This window comes from Pseudarthrobacter quantipunctorum (assembly GCF_045291495.1).
Lineage (GTDB): Bacteria > Actinomycetota > Actinomycetes > Actinomycetales > Micrococcaceae > Arthrobacter > Arthrobacter quantipunctorum.
This window is the reverse complement of record NZ_CP148033.1, coordinates 2,695,069-2,710,166: the sequence shown is the minus strand read 5'-3', so window position 1 is coordinate 2,710,166 and position 15,098 is coordinate 2,695,069. Positions and strand designations below refer to the sequence as shown.

At 67.0% G+C, this 15,098-nt stretch carries 13 protein-coding genes; 10 read left to right on the top strand and 3 right to left on the bottom strand.

From position 1 onward, the window contains the following. Window positions 1-20 precede the first annotated feature (20 nt). Window positions 21-686: a response regulator gene (locus tag WHH00_RS12330; protein WP_406633123.1), complete on the bottom strand. Its 666-nt coding sequence runs from the start codon at window positions 684-686 to the stop codon at window positions 21-23. Beyond that, entirely contained in the window at window positions 679-2,400 is a 1,722-nt protein-coding gene (locus WHH00_RS12325; RefSeq protein WP_406633121.1) for an ATP-binding protein, read from the bottom strand. The genes WHH00_RS12330 and WHH00_RS12325 overlap by 8 nt, the downstream gene beginning before the upstream one ends. 169 nt (window positions 2,401-2,569) lie before the next feature. On the opposite strand from WHH00_RS12325, the gene WHH00_RS12320 reads away from it, so the two are divergent. The 5 genes from WHH00_RS12320 (at window position 2,570) to WHH00_RS12300 (ending at window position 8,426) form a co-directional block, all read left to right on the top strand. After that, window positions 2,570-4,063 carry a CitMHS family transporter gene (locus WHH00_RS12320; protein ID WP_406638589.1) on the top strand — a complete coding sequence of 498 codons (1,494 nt, stop codon included), beginning with the start codon at window positions 2,570-2,572 and terminating at the stop codon, window positions 4,061-4,063. A gap of 146 nt (window positions 4,064-4,209) precedes the next feature. Beyond that, a complete protein-coding gene (gene gatC, locus WHH00_RS12315; protein WP_066274596.1) occupies window positions 4,210-4,506 on the top strand; it encodes an Asp-tRNA(Asn)/Glu-tRNA(Gln) amidotransferase subunit GatC in 297 nt (98 codons plus the stop codon). Window positions 4,507-4,509: 3 nt separating this feature from the next. After that, on the top strand, window positions 4,510-6,090 hold the full coding sequence (gatA, locus tag WHH00_RS12310; protein WP_406633119.1) for an Asp-tRNA(Asn)/Glu-tRNA(Gln) amidotransferase subunit GatA: 1,581 nt from the start codon (window positions 4,510-4,512) through the stop codon (window positions 6,088-6,090). Further along, window positions 6,090-7,598, top strand: a complete 1,509-nt coding sequence (gene gatB, locus WHH00_RS12305) for an Asp-tRNA(Asn)/Glu-tRNA(Gln) amidotransferase subunit GatB (protein ID WP_066274600.1) — start codon at window positions 6,090-6,092, stop codon at window positions 7,596-7,598. The genes gatA and gatB overlap by 1 nt, the downstream gene beginning before the upstream one ends. A gap of 204 nt (window positions 7,599-7,802) precedes the next feature. Next, a complete protein-coding gene (locus WHH00_RS12300; protein ID WP_406633117.1) occupies window positions 7,803-8,426 on the top strand; it encodes a DUF5666 domain-containing protein in 624 nt (207 codons plus the stop codon). Between the two features lie 57 nt (window positions 8,427-8,483). Here WHH00_RS12300 and WHH00_RS12295 read toward each other — a convergent pair whose 3' ends face one another. Continuing rightward, the gene (locus tag WHH00_RS12295; protein WP_406633115.1) at window positions 8,484-9,395 is read right to left on the bottom strand and encodes a LysR family transcriptional regulator; all 912 of its coding nucleotides are present in this window, start codon (window positions 9,393-9,395) and stop codon (window positions 8,484-8,486) included. A gap of 129 nt (window positions 9,396-9,524) precedes the next feature. Here WHH00_RS12295 and tdh point away from each other — a divergent pair, with 129 nt between their 5' ends. The 5 genes from tdh to WHH00_RS12270 all read left to right on the top strand — a co-directional run bounded on the left by tdh (window position 9,525) and on the right by WHH00_RS12270 (window position 15,047). Further along, complete coding sequence (gene tdh / locus WHH00_RS12290; RefSeq protein WP_406633113.1) at window positions 9,525-10,571, top strand: L-threonine 3-dehydrogenase; 1,047 nt, start codon at window positions 9,525-9,527, stop codon at window positions 10,569-10,571. A gap of 8 nt (window positions 10,572-10,579) precedes the next feature. Then, window positions 10,580-11,785: a glycine C-acetyltransferase gene (locus tag WHH00_RS12285; RefSeq protein ID WP_406633111.1), complete on the top strand. Its 1,206-nt coding sequence runs from the start codon at window positions 10,580-10,582 to the stop codon at window positions 11,783-11,785. A 31-nt stretch (window positions 11,786-11,816) separates the two neighbouring features. Further along, window positions 11,817-12,941: an NAD(P)/FAD-dependent oxidoreductase gene (locus tag WHH00_RS12280; protein ID WP_406633109.1), complete on the top strand. Its 1,125-nt coding sequence runs from the start codon at window positions 11,817-11,819 to the stop codon at window positions 12,939-12,941. 11 nt (window positions 12,942-12,952) lie between these two features. Further along, a complete protein-coding gene (gene hutI / locus WHH00_RS12275) occupies window positions 12,953-14,164 on the top strand; it encodes an imidazolonepropionase (RefSeq protein WP_406633107.1) in 1,212 nt (403 codons plus the stop codon). A gap of 94 nt (window positions 14,165-14,258) precedes the next feature. Further along, window positions 14,259-15,047 carry a DeoR/GlpR family DNA-binding transcription regulator gene (locus WHH00_RS12270; protein ID WP_231454436.1) on the top strand — a complete coding sequence of 263 codons (789 nt, stop codon included), beginning with the start codon at window positions 14,259-14,261 and terminating at the stop codon, window positions 15,045-15,047. The last annotated feature ends 51 nt before the right edge of the window (window positions 15,048-15,098 follow it).

Here is a 15,098-nt window from a genome sequence, read left to right as displayed (position 1 = left end):
GAGATCTTCCCTGGGCCCACCTAGGGCGTGGCGGGGAGCCCGTAGCGGTGCTCCGGCCTCCCCGTCGTTCCGTACCGCAGCTGGATGTCCACGGCGCCGTCGTCCGCCAGGGAGGACAGGTACCGCTGCGCGGTGGCGCGGGAAACCCCCACCCGCCCGGCCACCTCGGCGGCCGAGTACTGCTCGCCGGGTACCAGGGATTCCAGCACTGCCGCCTCGGTGGCCGAGCGCGGCCTTGACGACGGCGTGACGTCGCCCGGGATCAGGGCGCGCTTGGCGCGCTCCACCGCCTCCTGGTCCAGTGCCCCGGGCTGCGCCAGCAGGCGCCGGTACCGCGCATACGACCGCAGCTGCTGGGACAGGGCGTCGGAGGTGAAGGGCTTCAGCAGGTAACCCAGCGCGCCCCGGCGGAAGGCCACCCGGACAGAGACGGCGTCGGAGGCAGCCGTGAGCATGATGGTGTCCACATCCAGCTGCTGGAGCAGGTCCAGCCCGGACGCATCCGGAAGGTAGACGTCCAGCAGCACCAGGTCCGGCCTCAGGCTGTGGATGGACTGCAGCGCCAGCGACGCGGTGCCCACGGGCGCCAGCGCCATGAACCCGGCCACGGAGTCCACGTAGGCGGCGTGCAGCTTGGCTACGTGGAAGTCGTCGTCAACGATCAGCACCCGAAAATCTTCAGGCATTGGTTTCCTTTCCGGCTGTGGTTGTCCTGCCCGGCGTCCCTGCCGTAGTTCCGGGCAGGGTGGCCATGAATACTGCGCCCGGTCCGCCCGGGGTGCCGGGCTCCAGGACTTTGACGTCCCCGCCGCGCCGCCGGGCCAGTTGGCGCGCCAGGGCCAGCCCGAACCCCTGGCCGCCGCTGCCGTTCCGGGCAAGCGGTCCGGAGGCGGTGCTGAAGCCTTCCGCGAAGATAGCCTCCGGGTCCGTTCCCTGCGCCAGCCCGTCACCGGAGTCGGCGACGACGATGTGCAGCGTGCCGCCGTCGTCGTCCGGCTCGTCCAGCACCTCAAGCTCCACCCAGCGGTCCGTCGAGGAGCCCGCCACTGCGGCGTTCACCGCGTTGTCGATCAGGTTGCCGAGCACTGTGGTGACGTCCTGGGCCTCCGCCACCTGGCCCCGGACCAGGGTCTCCGGGCCGATCCGCAGCGCCACGCCGCGCTCATCCGCCTCCACACCCTTCGCGCCCACGAAGGCCTGCAGGTACGGGTCCTGGAGCAGCTCGGCCTGGTCCACCGGGAATTTCAGCGGCCCGGTGGCTGCCAGCCGTGCCAGGTATTCCCGGGCCTGCTGGTGCTGGCCGATACTCATGAACCCGGCAATGGTGTGCAGCTGGTTGGCGAACTCGTGGCGCTGGGCCCGCAACGCCGTGGACATGGTTCCCACGGCATCCAGCTGCCGGGTGAGCTGCTGAAGCTCCGTGCGGTCGCGGAGCATCACCACCCAGCCGAGGTCCTCCCGCCGGTGCAGGGCCTTGCGCGCGTTGGCCACCAGCACGCGTCCGCCCGCCACCAGCTCAACCGCGCCGGGGCTGGTGGAGCCTGCCCGGGTGAGGGACTTCAGCTGGTATGGCACGGGAGCGTCCTCCCAGCGGCTGCCGGCCAGGTCCGGCAGTTCCAGCAGCCGTTGGGCGGCGGCGTTGAACACCGTGATCCGGCCGTCGGCGGAGACGCCGATGACGCCGTCGTCCACGCCCTGGAGGACCGCCACTTGGTCATGGACCAGGGTGCTGATCTCCTCGGGTTCAAGCCCCAGGGTGAGCCGCTGCAGGCGGCGGCGCAGCAGGAACGAACCCAGCACGCCCGCCAGCAGCGCCCCGGCTGCAGTGAGGGCGACGGGGCCGATATCCCGTGCCACACTCTGGCCCACCGTTTCCATGGAGTAGCCCACGCTGACCTCGCCCACCACGGTGCTGCTGCCCGGCGCGTAGACGGGAACCTTCGCCCCGGCGGAGGGCCCCAGCGTTCCCGTGTTGCGGGTGGTGACCTCCCGGCCGGCGAGGGCCTCGGACGGATCGGTGCTGACCTTTTCGCCCAGGCGCTCCGGGTCCGGGTGGGCCAGGCGCAGGCCGGTCTCGTCCGTGATCACCACGAACAGGGCGCCCGTGCGGACCCGGGCCGCTTCGGCCGCTTCCATCAGGGGGCCCGCCGCGAGCTCGGCCGGCGGGGGGGTGCCGGGCTGCTGGCTGATCGCCAGCACGTCCGCCCGCACCGAGGCATCGGAGGCCACTGTCCGGGCCAGTGTCAGGGCCTGGTTCTCCGCTTCGCTGCCAATCCTGTCGTAGGTGAGCCAGGCGTGCACGGCGGCGCTGAACAGGACAACCAGCAGCACCACGGACAACTGGAGCAGGAGGGTCTGGGTGGAGAACCGCAGCGGCCGGCGGGGCGCGGAACGCTGCATGATCCTCCTTGACGGTTTGCGCGGCGGGGCCGGCGGCAGGCACTTTCAGCAAAATGAGCGGGTGAGCACAATGAGCGAAATGCTCCCAATAAGCAGTATGCCAATCAATTGAGCCAAAGGCACGGCCGTGACGGCCGCCACCCTACAGTCTGTAGCACGCGTCACACCGCTGTGCCGCTGTTCACATAGTAAGGAGCCGGCCGTGCTGGTATTACTTGGATTCGCAATGATCGCGGTATTCATGGTGCTGATCATGACGAAGAAGTTGACGCCAGTGCTGGCGTTGATCATCGTCCCCACTGTTTTTGGCCTCTTCGCCGGTGCCGGCCTGGGCATAGGCGACATGGTCATGGAGTCCATGAAGTCCATGACCTCAACCGCAGCCCTGCTGATGTTCGCCATCATCTACTTCGGCCTGATGATCGACGTCGGGCTGTTCGACCCCCTGGTCCGGTTCATCCTCCGCAAGCTCGGCAACGACCCCGCCAAGGTGGTCCTGGGAACCGCCATCCTCGCGGCCGCCGTGTCCCTCGACGGCGACGGCTCCACCACCTTCATCCTCACCACCGCGGCCATGCTGCCCATCTATCTCCGGCTGAAGATGAGCCCCGTGGTCCTCACCTGCGTGGCCGGCCTGGCCAACGGCACCATGAACATCGTGCCGTGGGGCGGCCCCACCGCCCGCGCCGCCAGCGCCCTGAACATCGACGTCAACGACGTCTTCGTCCCGATGATCCCGTCCCTCCTGGCCGGCATCACCGTGGTCTTCGCCTTCGCCTGGCTGCTCGGCCTGCAGGAGCGCAACCGCCTTCGGGCCACCCAGCCGGAAATCTGGGGAGTGCCTGACACTGCTGAGGCGTTCGACGCCGACAAGCCCGCCGGCGGCGCAGGTACCGGCCGCGGACGCAAGGGGACCAACCCCGGCGGAGCAGCCCCCGCCGTCGGAAGTTCTTCCGTTGCCGTCCTGGAACGCACCGAGGACCTGGTGGACGACCACGACACCGCCATGGCGGACACCGCCCTGGACCCCAACCGCAAGACCCTGCGTCCCAAGCTGCAGTGGTTCAACCTGGGCCTCACCGTCGCCGTCATGGGCATGCTGATCGCCGACCTCGTGCCGCTGCCGTACGTCTTCATGGTGGGCTCCGCCATCGCCCTGCTGGTCAACTTCCCCAACGTCAAGGACCAGGCCGCGCAGATCGTGGCCCACGCACCGTCTGTTGTCGCCGTCGTGAGCATGGTCATGGCCGCCGCAGTCCTCACCGGCGTCCTCACCGGCACCGGCATGGTGGAAGCGATGTCCGCGTGGCTGGTCCAGATCATCCCCTCCAGCATGGGTCCGCTCATGGCTGTTATCACCGGTGTCCTCAGCATCCCCATGACGTTCTTCATGAGCAACGACGCCTTCTACTTCGGCGTGCTTCCCGTCCTGAGCGAGACGGCCGGCCACTACGGAATCAGCGCCGCCGAGATGGCCCGCGCCTCCATCACCGGCCAGCCGTTCCACATGCAGAGCCCGCTGGTCCCCGCCATCCTGCTGCTGGTTTCGCTGGCCAAGGTTGACCTGGGCGACCACCACAAGAAGGTCCTGTGGCGCAGCGCCGTGGTGTCCCTGGTCATGCTGGGAATTGGCATGCTGACCGGAGCCATAGGAATCGGTTAGTCTATAGCTGCCGTGCTGCCGCCATTCGTTGGCGGAACCCGGCATCAAGGTGCCCGTCTGACGCCCGCTGGGGGATGTCAGACGGGCATCATTGTTTCCCCACTAGAATGGATCGGAAATCAATTCGAACTTTGCAGGGGAGATCCATGGCTGCGATCAACCGTGACGACGTCGCGCATCTCGCGCGGCTCGCTCACATTGAGATGAGTGACCAAGAGCTGGACAGGATGGCCGGAGAACTCGCCGTCATCGTTGATTCGGTCAAATCCGTCAGTCAGGCCGCCGGAGACGATGTCCCGGCCACCTCACACCCCATTCCGCTGAGCAACGTGTTCCGCGAAGATGTTGTGGGCCACACCTTCACCGCGGAACAGGCGCTCTCCGGGGCCCCGGATTCCGATGAGAACCGTTTCAAGGTCCCGGCAATCCTGGATGAGGCATAACCCATGACTGAAACCCACGAACTGATCCGCCTCTCTGCAGCGGAACTTGCGGACAAGCTGGCCGCCGGCGAGGTCACCTCCGTTCAGGTTGTCCAGGCCTACCTGGAACGGATTGCGGAGGTGGACGGCGGCGAACGCGGCGTGAACGCGTTCCTGCACGTCAACGCTGAGGAGGCGCTCGCGGTCGCCGCCGAGGTGGACGCCATCCGCGCCGCCGGCGGCGCCGAAGCCGAGGCCCTGCACGTCCTGGCCGGCGTCCCCATCGCCGTCAAGGACCTCATCGTCACGGTCGGACAGCCCACCACCGCGGGCTCCAAGATCCTCGAGGGCTGGCACAGCCCCTACGACGCCACCGTGGTGGAACGCCTGCGCGCGGCGAAGATGCCCATCCTGGGCAAGACCAACCTGGACGAGTTCGCGATGGGCTCCTCCACCGAGCACTCGGCGTACGGTCCCACCCGCAACCCGTGGGACCTGGACCGGATCCCCGGCGGCTCCGGCGGCGGGTCCGCGGCTGCGGTCGCCGCCTTCGAGGCACCCCTCGCACTGGGGACGGACACCGGCGGCTCCATCCGCCAGCCCGGCGCGGTCACCGGCACCGTGGGCGTCAAGCCCACGTACGGAAGCGTGTCCCGGTACGGCGCCATCGCCATGGCGTCCTCCCTGGACCAGATCGGCCCTGTATCGCGGACCGTACTGGACTCCGCGCTCCTGCACCAGGTCATCGGCGGGCACGATCCCCGCGATTCCACCTCGCTCCCGGACCCGCTGGCCGACCTCGTGGCCGCAGCGAAGACCGGCAACGTTGAAGGCATGCGGATTGGCATCATCAAGGAACTGCACGGCGAGGGCTACCAGGCCGGCGTCGAAAACCGCTTCAAAGACTCCCTGCCGCTCCTCAAGGAAGCCGGCGCGGAAATCGTTGAGGTCTCCTGCCCCAACTTCCAGTACGCCCTGGGCGCCTACTACCTGATCATGCCCTCCGAGGCGTCCTCCAACCTCGCCAAGTTCGACGGCGTCCGGTACGGGCTGCGCGTCCTGCCCGAGGATGGCCCCATGACCATCGAACGCGTCATGGGTGCCACCCGCGCCGCCGGCTTCGGCGACGAAGTCAAGCGCCGCATCATCCTGGGCACCTATGCGCTGAGCGCCGGCTACTACGACGCCTACTACGGCTCGGCCCAGAAGGTGCGCACGCTGGTGCAGCGCGACTTTGATGCCGCCTTCACCGTGGCGGACGTGCTGATTTCGCCCACCGCCCCCACCACGGCCTTCCGGCTTGGCGAAAAGCTGGACGACCCCCTGGCCATGTACCTCAACGACGTCGCCACCATCCCGGCGAACCTGGCCGGCGTGCCGGGCCTGTCCCTGCCCGGCGGCCTTGCGGACGAGGACGGCCTGCCGGTGGGCATCCAGCTGCTGGCCCCGGCCCGCGAGGACGCCCGCCTGTACCGCGTGGGCGCCGTGCTCGAGTCGCTGCTTGAAGCCAAGTGGGGCGGACCGCTCCTTGCGCAGGCACCTGAGCTTGCCGCCGCAGCCTCCGGGCCAGTGGAAACCCTTGTTGGAAGCCAGGAGGCAAAGTAATGAACACAGAGGCAATCCTGAGCTTCGAAGAAGCCATGGAGAAGTACGATCCCGTCCTGGGGTTCGAGGTCCACGTGGAGCTCAACACCAAGACCAAGATGTTCTCCTCCGCCCCCAACGTCTTTGGCGATGAGCCCAACACCAACGTCAACGAGGTGGACCTCGGCATGCCCGGCGTCCTGCCCGTGGTGAACAAGACTGCGGTGGAGTCCTCCATCAAGATCGGCCTGGCGCTCAACTGCAAGATCGCCGAGAGCTGCCGGTTTGCCCGGAAGAACTACTTCTACCCGGACACCCCCAAGAACTTCCAGACGTCACAGTACGACGAACCCATCGCGTACGACGGCTACCTGGATATTGAGCTCTCCGACGGCACCGTGTTCCGGGTGGAGATCGAGCGCGCCCACATGGAGGAGGACGCCGGAAAGCTGACCCACATGGGCGGCGCCACCGGCCGCATCCACGGCGCAGACTTCTCCCTGGTGGACTACAACCGCGCCGGCGTCCCGCTGGTGGAAATCGTCACCAAGCCCATCGAGGGAGCGGGCTCCCGGGCACCCGAACTGGCCAAAGCCTACGTTGCTGCGGTCCGGGAGATCGTCAAGAACCTCGGCGTCTCCGACGCGAAAATGGAGCGCGGAAACGTGCGCTGCGACGCCAACGTTTCGCTGCGCCCGCACGGCCGTGAACGGTTCGGCATCCGGTCCGAAACCAAGAACGTAAACTCGCTGCGCGCCGTCGAACACGCCGTCCGCTACGAGATCCAGCGGCACGCCGCCGTCCTGGACGCCGGCAACCCCGTAGTCCAGGAAACCCGCCACTGGCATGAGGACACCCGGACCACCACGTCTGGCCGGCCCAAGTCAGACGCCGACGACTACCGCTACTTCCCGGAACCGGACCTGGTTCCCGTGGTGGCCTCGCGCGAATGGGTTGAGGAACTGCGCGCCACCCTGCCCGAGCCGCCGGCCGCCCGCCGGAAGCGCCTGCAGGCTGACTGGGGCTACTCGGACCTCGAATTCCGCGACGTGGTGAACGCCGGCGTCATGGACGAGATCGAGGAAACCATTGCCGCCGGGGCCTCGGCCTCTGTGGCCCGCAAGTGGTGGATGGGCGAGATCGTGGGGCGTGCAAAGAACGCCGACGTCGATCCCGGCCAGCTCGGCGTCCAGCCCGCCACCATCGTGGAGCTCGCACGCATGGTGGAAGAGGGCAAGATTAACAACAAGATGGCCACGGAGGTCCTGGACGGGGTCCTGGCCGGCGAAGGCACCCCCGCTGAGATCGTGGAGAAGCGCGGCCTGGCCGTGGTTTCCGACGACGGGCCCCTGCTCGAAGCCATCGACGCCGCGCTGGCCGCCCAGCCCGGCGTGGCGGACAAGATCCGCGGCGGCAAGGTCCAGGCCGTTGGCGCCATCGTGGGCGGAGTCATGAAGGCCACCCGCGGCCAGGCCGACGCCGCCCGCGTTCGTGAGCTCATCCTGGAGAAGCTGGGCGTCACCGCCTAGCCCCTCCTGCCCAACCGGGTAGCAGCAGATGTCGTTTTGAGCCTTCATAGCGACACCTGCTGCTACCCGGTTTTGTTTAAGTAGTACTCGGGTCCCGCCTGCCGCACACTACTCGTGTGCTGCGGTGAGGCGCGGCCCTACACTGAACCACCAGGGCGCAGGGCCAAGGGAAAATGCCCTGCCGTTGTTGTGGGAGGTATGGGCATGCCGGTAAGGAAGCCGCTGGGATTCCGCAAGGCTGCACTCGGTGGAGTGGTGGCACTCGCGCTGACCGGGACTGGGGTGGTGTTCGCGTGGGCCGCGAACGAGCCTCCGCCGCCTGCACCGCCGTCGTCGTCGCCGCCGGGAAAGTCAGGCAATGCCCCTGGACAGAACAAGATGGCGGATCAGAGCAAGGCGCCGGGGCGGGACAAACCGGACAAGGCCCCCCGCCCGCAGCACCTGCACAGCGAGAGCGTGGTCAAACAGGCTGACGGGACCTTTGAAACCGAGGTGAGCCAGCGCGGGACGGTGGAGTCAGTCAGCGACACCTCCATCACTGTCAGGAGCGAGGACGGCTATACGCAGACCTACGCTGTCAACGCCGAGACGAAGATCGCTCAGTTGCCGGCTGCCCCGGCGGATGGCGCGGCGGCAAAGGATGACGGCGGCAAGCGGCTGAAGCCCTCAGACGGTACCATCGCGGATATTTCTGCGGGTGACGTTGTCCGCATCTCCGGAGCGAAGAACGGCGACGCCGTGACCGCGGAGAGAATTGTTGAAGGTGCCGGCGGCGGTCCTGGCCTCGGACTTGGCCGCGGCCACGGACACGGGAGGGGCCACAAGTAGGTAGCAGCAAGTGTCGTTTTGGAGGCTCATAACGACATTTGCTGCTACTCAGTTGGGTCAGCCCTGCTTCACCAGCTCAGCCATGATGCCCTGCAGCGCCTCGCAGACGATGGTTACGGACCGCCGCTTCAGGTTTTCCGGCCTGGCCAGCAGGTCGATCCTTCGCCGCGTGCTGATTCCTTCGAGCGGCCGCAGCACGATGCCGGGGTTCAGTACCGGCCCCGCCGTGTATCTGGGGAGTAGGCCCACCACGCCGCCTGCGGCAACCAGGGCTGCCACCGTGGAGTAATCGTTGATCCGGTGGACAATGTTCAGTTCGCGGCTGGAAACGGCGGCGACGGCGGTCAGCACATCGGCGGGGGAGTAGCCGGCGTGGCTGGTCACCCAGGCCTCACCGCAGACGTCGTCCGCTGTCACGGCGGCCTTGGCGGCGAGGGGGTGCCCGGCAGGCAAAGCCACATCCAGGGGTTCGTGGGCCAGCGGAATCACTGCCACCCGTTCGGCAGGCCAGCGCGGGCTGTGGTCCATGCGGTGCGCGAGCACCAGGTCATAGCGTGCGGTGAGGGCGGGAAAGTCCTGCTGGGCCACGTCCTCGTCCGAAAGTCCTATCCGTGGCTGTCCCGGGACGGCGAGGATCCGGGCAAGCGGGGCGAAGAGTGCCTGCCCGGCGCTGTGGAATCCGCAGAGGCTCACTCTGCCGGCCGCGGAGCCGTGGTAGTTCCCGATCGCATCCTTGGCGTCCGCCATGGCGCTCACGACGGCGGCCCCGGCGTCGGCGAGCACCTGACCTGCCTCCGTGAGCACCAGGGTACGGCCCTCCTTGCGGGTGAGGGGCACCTCGACTTTCCGCTGCAGCAGGGCCAGTTGCTGGGAAACCGCGGAGGGGGTGACCATGAGGGTGTCCGCCACTGCCTTTACGCTGCCGAGGGCGCCCAGTTCCCGAAGGATTTCAAGCTGGTGGATCTCCATCACAGCAGTCTACGCATTAGGAATAGCTACATCGTCAATTGAGTGATTTGCTGTTGTGCTAAAGCTTCGTTCTCGCTGTAATGAGGGAGGCAGCACCTGCCTATGATCAGACAAAGAGTGAGGAAGCCGATGAAGGCTTTGTACAAGGCCGGACCGCAGGCCGGCTTCGAGCTGGTGGACCGCCCCGAGCCGGTGGCCGGGCCCGCTGATGTGAAGATCCGGGTCATGACCACGGGTATCTGCGGCACCGACCTCCACATCCAGTCGTGGGACTCCTGGGCGCAGGGGATCATTGAAGCTCCCCTCATCCCGGGCCACGAGTTCTATGGCGAAGTGGTGGAAATCGGCGAGGACGTCCGCGACGTCAAAGTGGGAGACCGGGTTTCCGGCGAAGGCCACGTGGTGTGCGGGATCTGCCGGAACTGCCGCGCCGGCAGGCGCCAGATGTGCATCCACACCGTCAGCGTGGGCGTCCAGCGGGACGGCGCGTTCGCAGAGTACGTGGTGATCCCCGAAACCAACGTCTGGGTCCACCATGATCCCTCGGTCACTCCCGAGCTCGGTGCCATCTTCGATCCCTTCGGCAATGCCGTGCACACCGCACTGAGCTTTCCCCTGGTGGGGGAGGACGTGCTGATCACCGGTGCCGGCCCGATCGGGTTGATGGCGATCGCAGTAGCACGCCACGCCGGCGCCCGGAAGATTGCCATCACGGACGTCTCGCGCCCACGCCTTGAGCTTGCCCGCCAGCTGGGAGCAGACCTCGCCATCGACGTGTCCACCACCCGCGTGCGGGATGCCCAGCGGGACCTGGGCATGCGTGAGGGCTTCGATATTGGCATGGAAATGTCCGGCCACCCGGGGGCGCTGCCGGAGATGATCGACAACATGAACCACGGCGGCCGGATCGCCATGCTGGGACTGCCCAGCCAGGACATCATCATCGACTGGGGCAAGGTGGTCACCCACATGCTCACCCTCAAGGGCATCTACGGCCGCGAAATGTATGAAACCTGGTACGCCATGAGCGCCATGCTCTCGTCCAACCCCGTGCTGCACGCCGGAATTTCCGCCGTCGTCACTGACACGCTCCCTGCCGGCCAGTGGGAAAAAGGCTTCGACCTTGCCCGCAGCGGCGCAGGTGGCAAAGTTGTCCTCGACTGGACCCAACTCTAAGGAACACCATGTACACCTCGATCAAGGACCAGCTGCGCACCGAGCTGGACGACATCCGCAGCGCGGGCCTCTTCAAGACCGAACGCCGCATCAGTTCCCCGCAGTCCAGCCACATCACCGCCGGACAGATCGGGCAGCCGGGTGCCGACGTGCTGAACTTCTGCGCCAACAACTACCTGGGCCTGGCGGACCACCCGGACATCATCCACGCGGCCAAGGAGGCCATGGACGAGCGCGGCTTCGGCATGGCCAGCGTGAGGTTCATCTGCGGCACCCAGGACCTGCACCTGGAACTCGAATCCCGGGTCTCCCGGTTTCTGGGCACCGAGGACACCATCCTGTTCTCCAGCTGCTTCGACGCCAACGGCGGGGTCTTCGAATCGCTCTTCGGCCCGGAGGACGCCATCATTTCCGATGCCCTGAACCATGCCTCCATCATTGACGGGATCCGGCTCTGCAAGGCACAGCGGTACCGGTACGCGAACCAGGACATGGCGGACCTGGAAGCGAAGCTCGTTGAGGCGAAGGATGCCCGCCGCAAGATCGTGGTCACGGACGGCGTCTTCTCCATGGACGGATACCTCGCGCCGCTGGAAGCCATCTGCGACCTCGCCGAGAAGCACGACGCACTGGTCATGGTGGACGACTCCCACGCCGTCGGCTTCATGGGCTCCACCGGCGCCGGCACGCCCGAACACGCAGGCGTGTCCCACCGGGTGGACATCTACACTGGCACGTTCGGCAAAGCGCTGGGCGGAGCATCCGGAGGATACGTGTCCGGGCGCGGCGAAGTGGTAGCCATGCTCCGGCAGAAGGCCCGCCCCTACCTGTTCTCGAATTCGGTTGCTCCGGCCATTGTTGCGGCAACTATCAAAGCCCTGGACCTGGTGCAGAACTCGGCGGGCCTGCGGCGCACGCTCTTCGAGAACGCCGCCCTGTTCCGCCGCCGGATGACCGAGGAGGGCTTCGACCTCCTGCCCGGCGAACATGCCATTGTGCCGGTGATGTTCGGCGACGCCGTGCTGGCCGCGAAGGTGGCTGACCGGATGCTGCAGCACGGCGTCTTTGTCACAGCCTTCAGCTTTCCGGTGGTTCCGCGGGGTGCCGCGCGGATCCGGGTGCAGCTGTCGGCCGCGCACTCCGCGGACGACGTCGAATCCTGCGTACGTGCCTTCGTCGCCAGCCGTGCCGAGGCGGCAGGCCAGGAACAGTAGCGCTGGAAGCCAAGTCTGCGAGGATGGAGAAATGGCAGCACATTACGATGTCCTGATTGTCGGCGGCGGCATAGCCGGACTGTCCCTGGCGTCCGCGCTGGCGGGCAGGTGCAGCGTGGCGCTGGTGGAGGCGGAGCAGGAACTGGCGTACCACACGTCGTCCCGCTCGGCCCAACAGTTCATTCCAAGCTACGGCCCGCCCGTGGTCCAGGAACTGACCGTCCGGACCCTTGAGCTGCTCGCCGCGCGCGATGCTGAACTGCGCGAACCCATCCTGACGCCCCGCAGCTTCATGCTGATCGGCACGGAGGACGGGGTGGCCGCCGAAGCCAGCGGACTCATGCGTTCCATTACCCCCGCTGAGGCGCTGGAGCTGTGCCCGGCGCTGGTCCCCGGGACATTCCAGGCCGCGGGACTGGATGAAGGGTCCTTCGGCTGCAACGCGCCGCTGCTGCTGGCAGACCACAGGCAGCGCGCTGAGGCTGCCGGGGTGGACATCATTACCGGCGCCAGGGTGCACACCGCACAACGGCTTGGTTCCGGATGGCAGGTGGGCGCCGGCACCGAGGGTTTCCAGGCAGGTGTCGTGGTCAACGCTGCCGGAGCCTGGGCGGACGAACTTGCCGTCATCAGCGGCGTGGAAAAGCTGGGACTCCAGCCGTACCGGCGCACGGCGGCTATTGCCGCCGTCGACCATCCCCTGCCTGAACACAGCCCGATGGTGGCGGCGGCGGACAAATCATTTTATTTCCGGCGCGACGGGGACGACGTGCTCATTTCGCCCTCCGAATCGGAGCCCAGCGGGCCTGAGGATGCCCGGCCCCGGCCCGGTGACATTGAGCGGCTGGTGGGCAGGTTGAACGAGATCACCACGCTGGGAATCACTGAAGTCCGCAGGGCATGGACTGGGCTGCGGACGGAGGCGGCCGACGGCGTCCCGGTGGCGGGGTTCGACGCCGAAGCCCCGGGCTTCTACTGGCTGGCCGGCCAGGGCGGCTACGGCTTCCAGACGTCCTCCGCCATGGCTGAGCTCGCGGCCGCCCAGATCCTGGCGGGCCAGGGCACTGCGGGACAGGGGACTGCAGCCGGGACGGCGGGTCCGGAATCCCGGACAGCGCAGGCGCTGGCAGCCACCCGCTGGTCCGTGCGGCGCTGAAGAATGGCTATATGAGTACCCTGATCACCAATATCGCCGAGTTGATGACGCAGGACCTGGAACACCGGGTCCTGAAGGACGCTGCGGTGGTGATTGAGGGCGAGCGGATTTCGTGGATCGGCGCCGCTGCCAGTGCCCCGGCCGCCGATGACGCCGTGGACGTGGGCGGCCGGGCCGTGCTGCCCGGCTGGGTGGATTCCCACACCCACCTGCTGTTCGCAGGGGACCGGACTGCCGAGTTCGAGGCACGGATGGCGGGGGAGGCCTACGCGGCCGGCGGCATCGCGGTAACCGTGGACGCTACCCGGGCCACATCGGATTTTGACCTCACCCGACTGGCGCTTGGCCGTGTTGACGAGGCCGTTTCGCAGGGGACCACCTACGTTGAGACGAAGACCGGCTACGGCCTGGACGTTGAACACGAAACCCGGAGTGCACGGATTGCCTCCACCGTGGCGGACCAGGTCACTTTCCTGGGCGCACACCTGGTCCCCGCGGGGCAGGACCCGGAGGAATACACCGACCTGGTCTGCGGTCCCATGCTGGCGGCTGTCCGGCCCTTTGTGCAGTGGGCAGACGTCTTTTGCGAGGAAGGCGCCTTCACGGCGGAACAGTCCCGGCGGGTCCTGCTGGCCTGCCGCGACGCCGGACTGGGGCTCCGTGTCCACGGAAACCAACTGGGCGAAGGCCCGGGCGTGCAGCTCGCGGTGGAACTGGAAGCCGCCAGCGTGGACCACGTGAACTACCTCAACGCCGGGGACATTGACGCTTTGGCCGGGACCTGGACCGGCTGGAATGCCGCAACCGGCAGCGGCAGCCGCGGCACGGTTGCCACCTGCCTGCCGGCCTGCGACCTTTCCACCCGCCAGCCGCTGGCTCCTGCCCGTGCGCTCCTGGATGCCGGCGTCCAGGTGGCGCTGGCGTCCAACTGCAATCCCGGCACGTCCTACACGAGTTCCATGGCGTTTTGTGTTGCCACAGCCGTGCTGCAGATGCGCCTCAGCGTCCAGGAAGCTGTCCGGGCGGCCACATACGGGGGCGCCCTCGCGTTGCACAAGGACAAAGGGAACGATGCCGACGGCGAACGGGCGGTGGGGTCCGTCGCCGTCGGCCACCGCGCAGATCTGCATGTCCTCAATGCGCCGTCGGCCACGCACCTGGCTTACCGGCCCGGCATGCCACTGACATACGCTGTATGGCGGGCAGGGAAACAGACTCGGTAAGCTCCGCCTCATATGACGTTAGGTGATCGTTTTAGGTCTGTTATGATCAGAAAACGTCATCGAATTGGGTGGCGGGAGTATTTGGAGGCCCTGCATGACCCGCACCGACCGATTGACGGCAATCCTCGACCTCCTCGCGCGGACCGGCCAGGTGGAAGTCGAAGAGATCGTTACCACCCTGAACGTTTCGCCAGCCACCGCCCGGCGGGATCTGGACAGCCTAGCCAAGCGCCGGCTGCTCACCCGGACCCGGGGCGGTGCCACCACCGGAGCCCTTGCCTACGACCTGCCCGGCCGGTACAACCGTGACGATCATGCCGAGGCCAAGGAACAGATTGCCCAGGCTGCTTCAGCGCTGATAGCCCCCGGCGCAGTCATCGGATTGTGCGGCGGGACTACCAGCACCGCACTGGCACAGATCCTGGCAACCCGCGAAGACCTCAACGCACCTTCCAACCAGCCCACCCTGACGGTAGTCACGAACGCCATCAACATCGCGTCACAGTTGGCGGTCCGGCCCAGCATCAAAGTGATGGTTACAGGCGGGATCCTCAATCCACGGTCCTATGAGCTGGTGGGTCCATACACGGACATCATCATGCAGAAGGTGGTGCTGGACATCGCCTTCATCGGAGTGAACGGCATTGATCCCGAAGTGGGGCCAACCAACACGGGAGAGGGTGAAGCCTCCGTCAACGCCCTCCTCGCCAGCAGGGCACGGGTTTCCTACGTCCTGGCTGACTCGTCCAAGGTGGGCGTGCGGGCCTTCGCCACTATGGACGGGTACAACTTCACCCGGCTGATTACGGATTCCGGAATTTCGGCGCAGGACAAGGCTGCTTTCGAAGCCAACGGCACGGAAGTGATCGTCGCCGCCGGCTGACCGGCCTGCGGTTCCCCTGTGGCAAACAGGCCTGTGCCTGCGTGACACTGG

Coding starts and splice junctions, on each gene's coding strand:
- tdh (WP_406633113.1), top strand. CDS start 9,525: ATGAAGGCTTTGTACAAGGCCGGACCGCAGGCCGGCTTCGAGCTGGTG.
- WHH00_RS12295 (WP_406633115.1), bottom strand. CDS start 9,395: ATGGAGATCCACCAGCTTGAAATCCTTCGGGAACTGGGCGCCCTCGGC.
- gatB (WP_066274600.1), top strand. CDS start 6,090: ATGAACACAGAGGCAATCCTGAGCTTCGAAGAAGCCATGGAGAAGTAC.
- WHH00_RS12280 (WP_406633109.1), top strand. CDS start 11,817: ATGGCAGCACATTACGATGTCCTGATTGTCGGCGGCGGCATAGCCGGA.
- WHH00_RS12300 (WP_406633117.1), top strand. CDS start 7,803: ATGCCGGTAAGGAAGCCGCTGGGATTCCGCAAGGCTGCACTCGGTGGA.
- WHH00_RS12325 (WP_406633121.1), bottom strand. CDS start 2,400: ATGCAGCGTTCCGCGCCCCGCCGGCCGCTGCGGTTCTCCACCCAGACC.
- hutI (WP_406633107.1), top strand. CDS start 12,953: ATGAGTACCCTGATCACCAATATCGCCGAGTTGATGACGCAGGACCTG.
- WHH00_RS12270 (WP_231454436.1), top strand. CDS start 14,259: ATGACCCGCACCGACCGATTGACGGCAATCCTCGACCTCCTCGCGCGG.
- WHH00_RS12285 (WP_406633111.1), top strand. CDS start 10,580: ATGTACACCTCGATCAAGGACCAGCTGCGCACCGAGCTGGACGACATC.
- gatA (WP_406633119.1), top strand. CDS start 4,510: ATGACTGAAACCCACGAACTGATCCGCCTCTCTGCAGCGGAACTTGCG.
- gatC (WP_066274596.1), top strand. CDS start 4,210: ATGGCTGCGATCAACCGTGACGACGTCGCGCATCTCGCGCGGCTCGCT.
- WHH00_RS12330 (WP_406633123.1), bottom strand. CDS start 686: ATGCCTGAAGATTTTCGGGTGCTGATCGTTGACGACGACTTCCACGTA.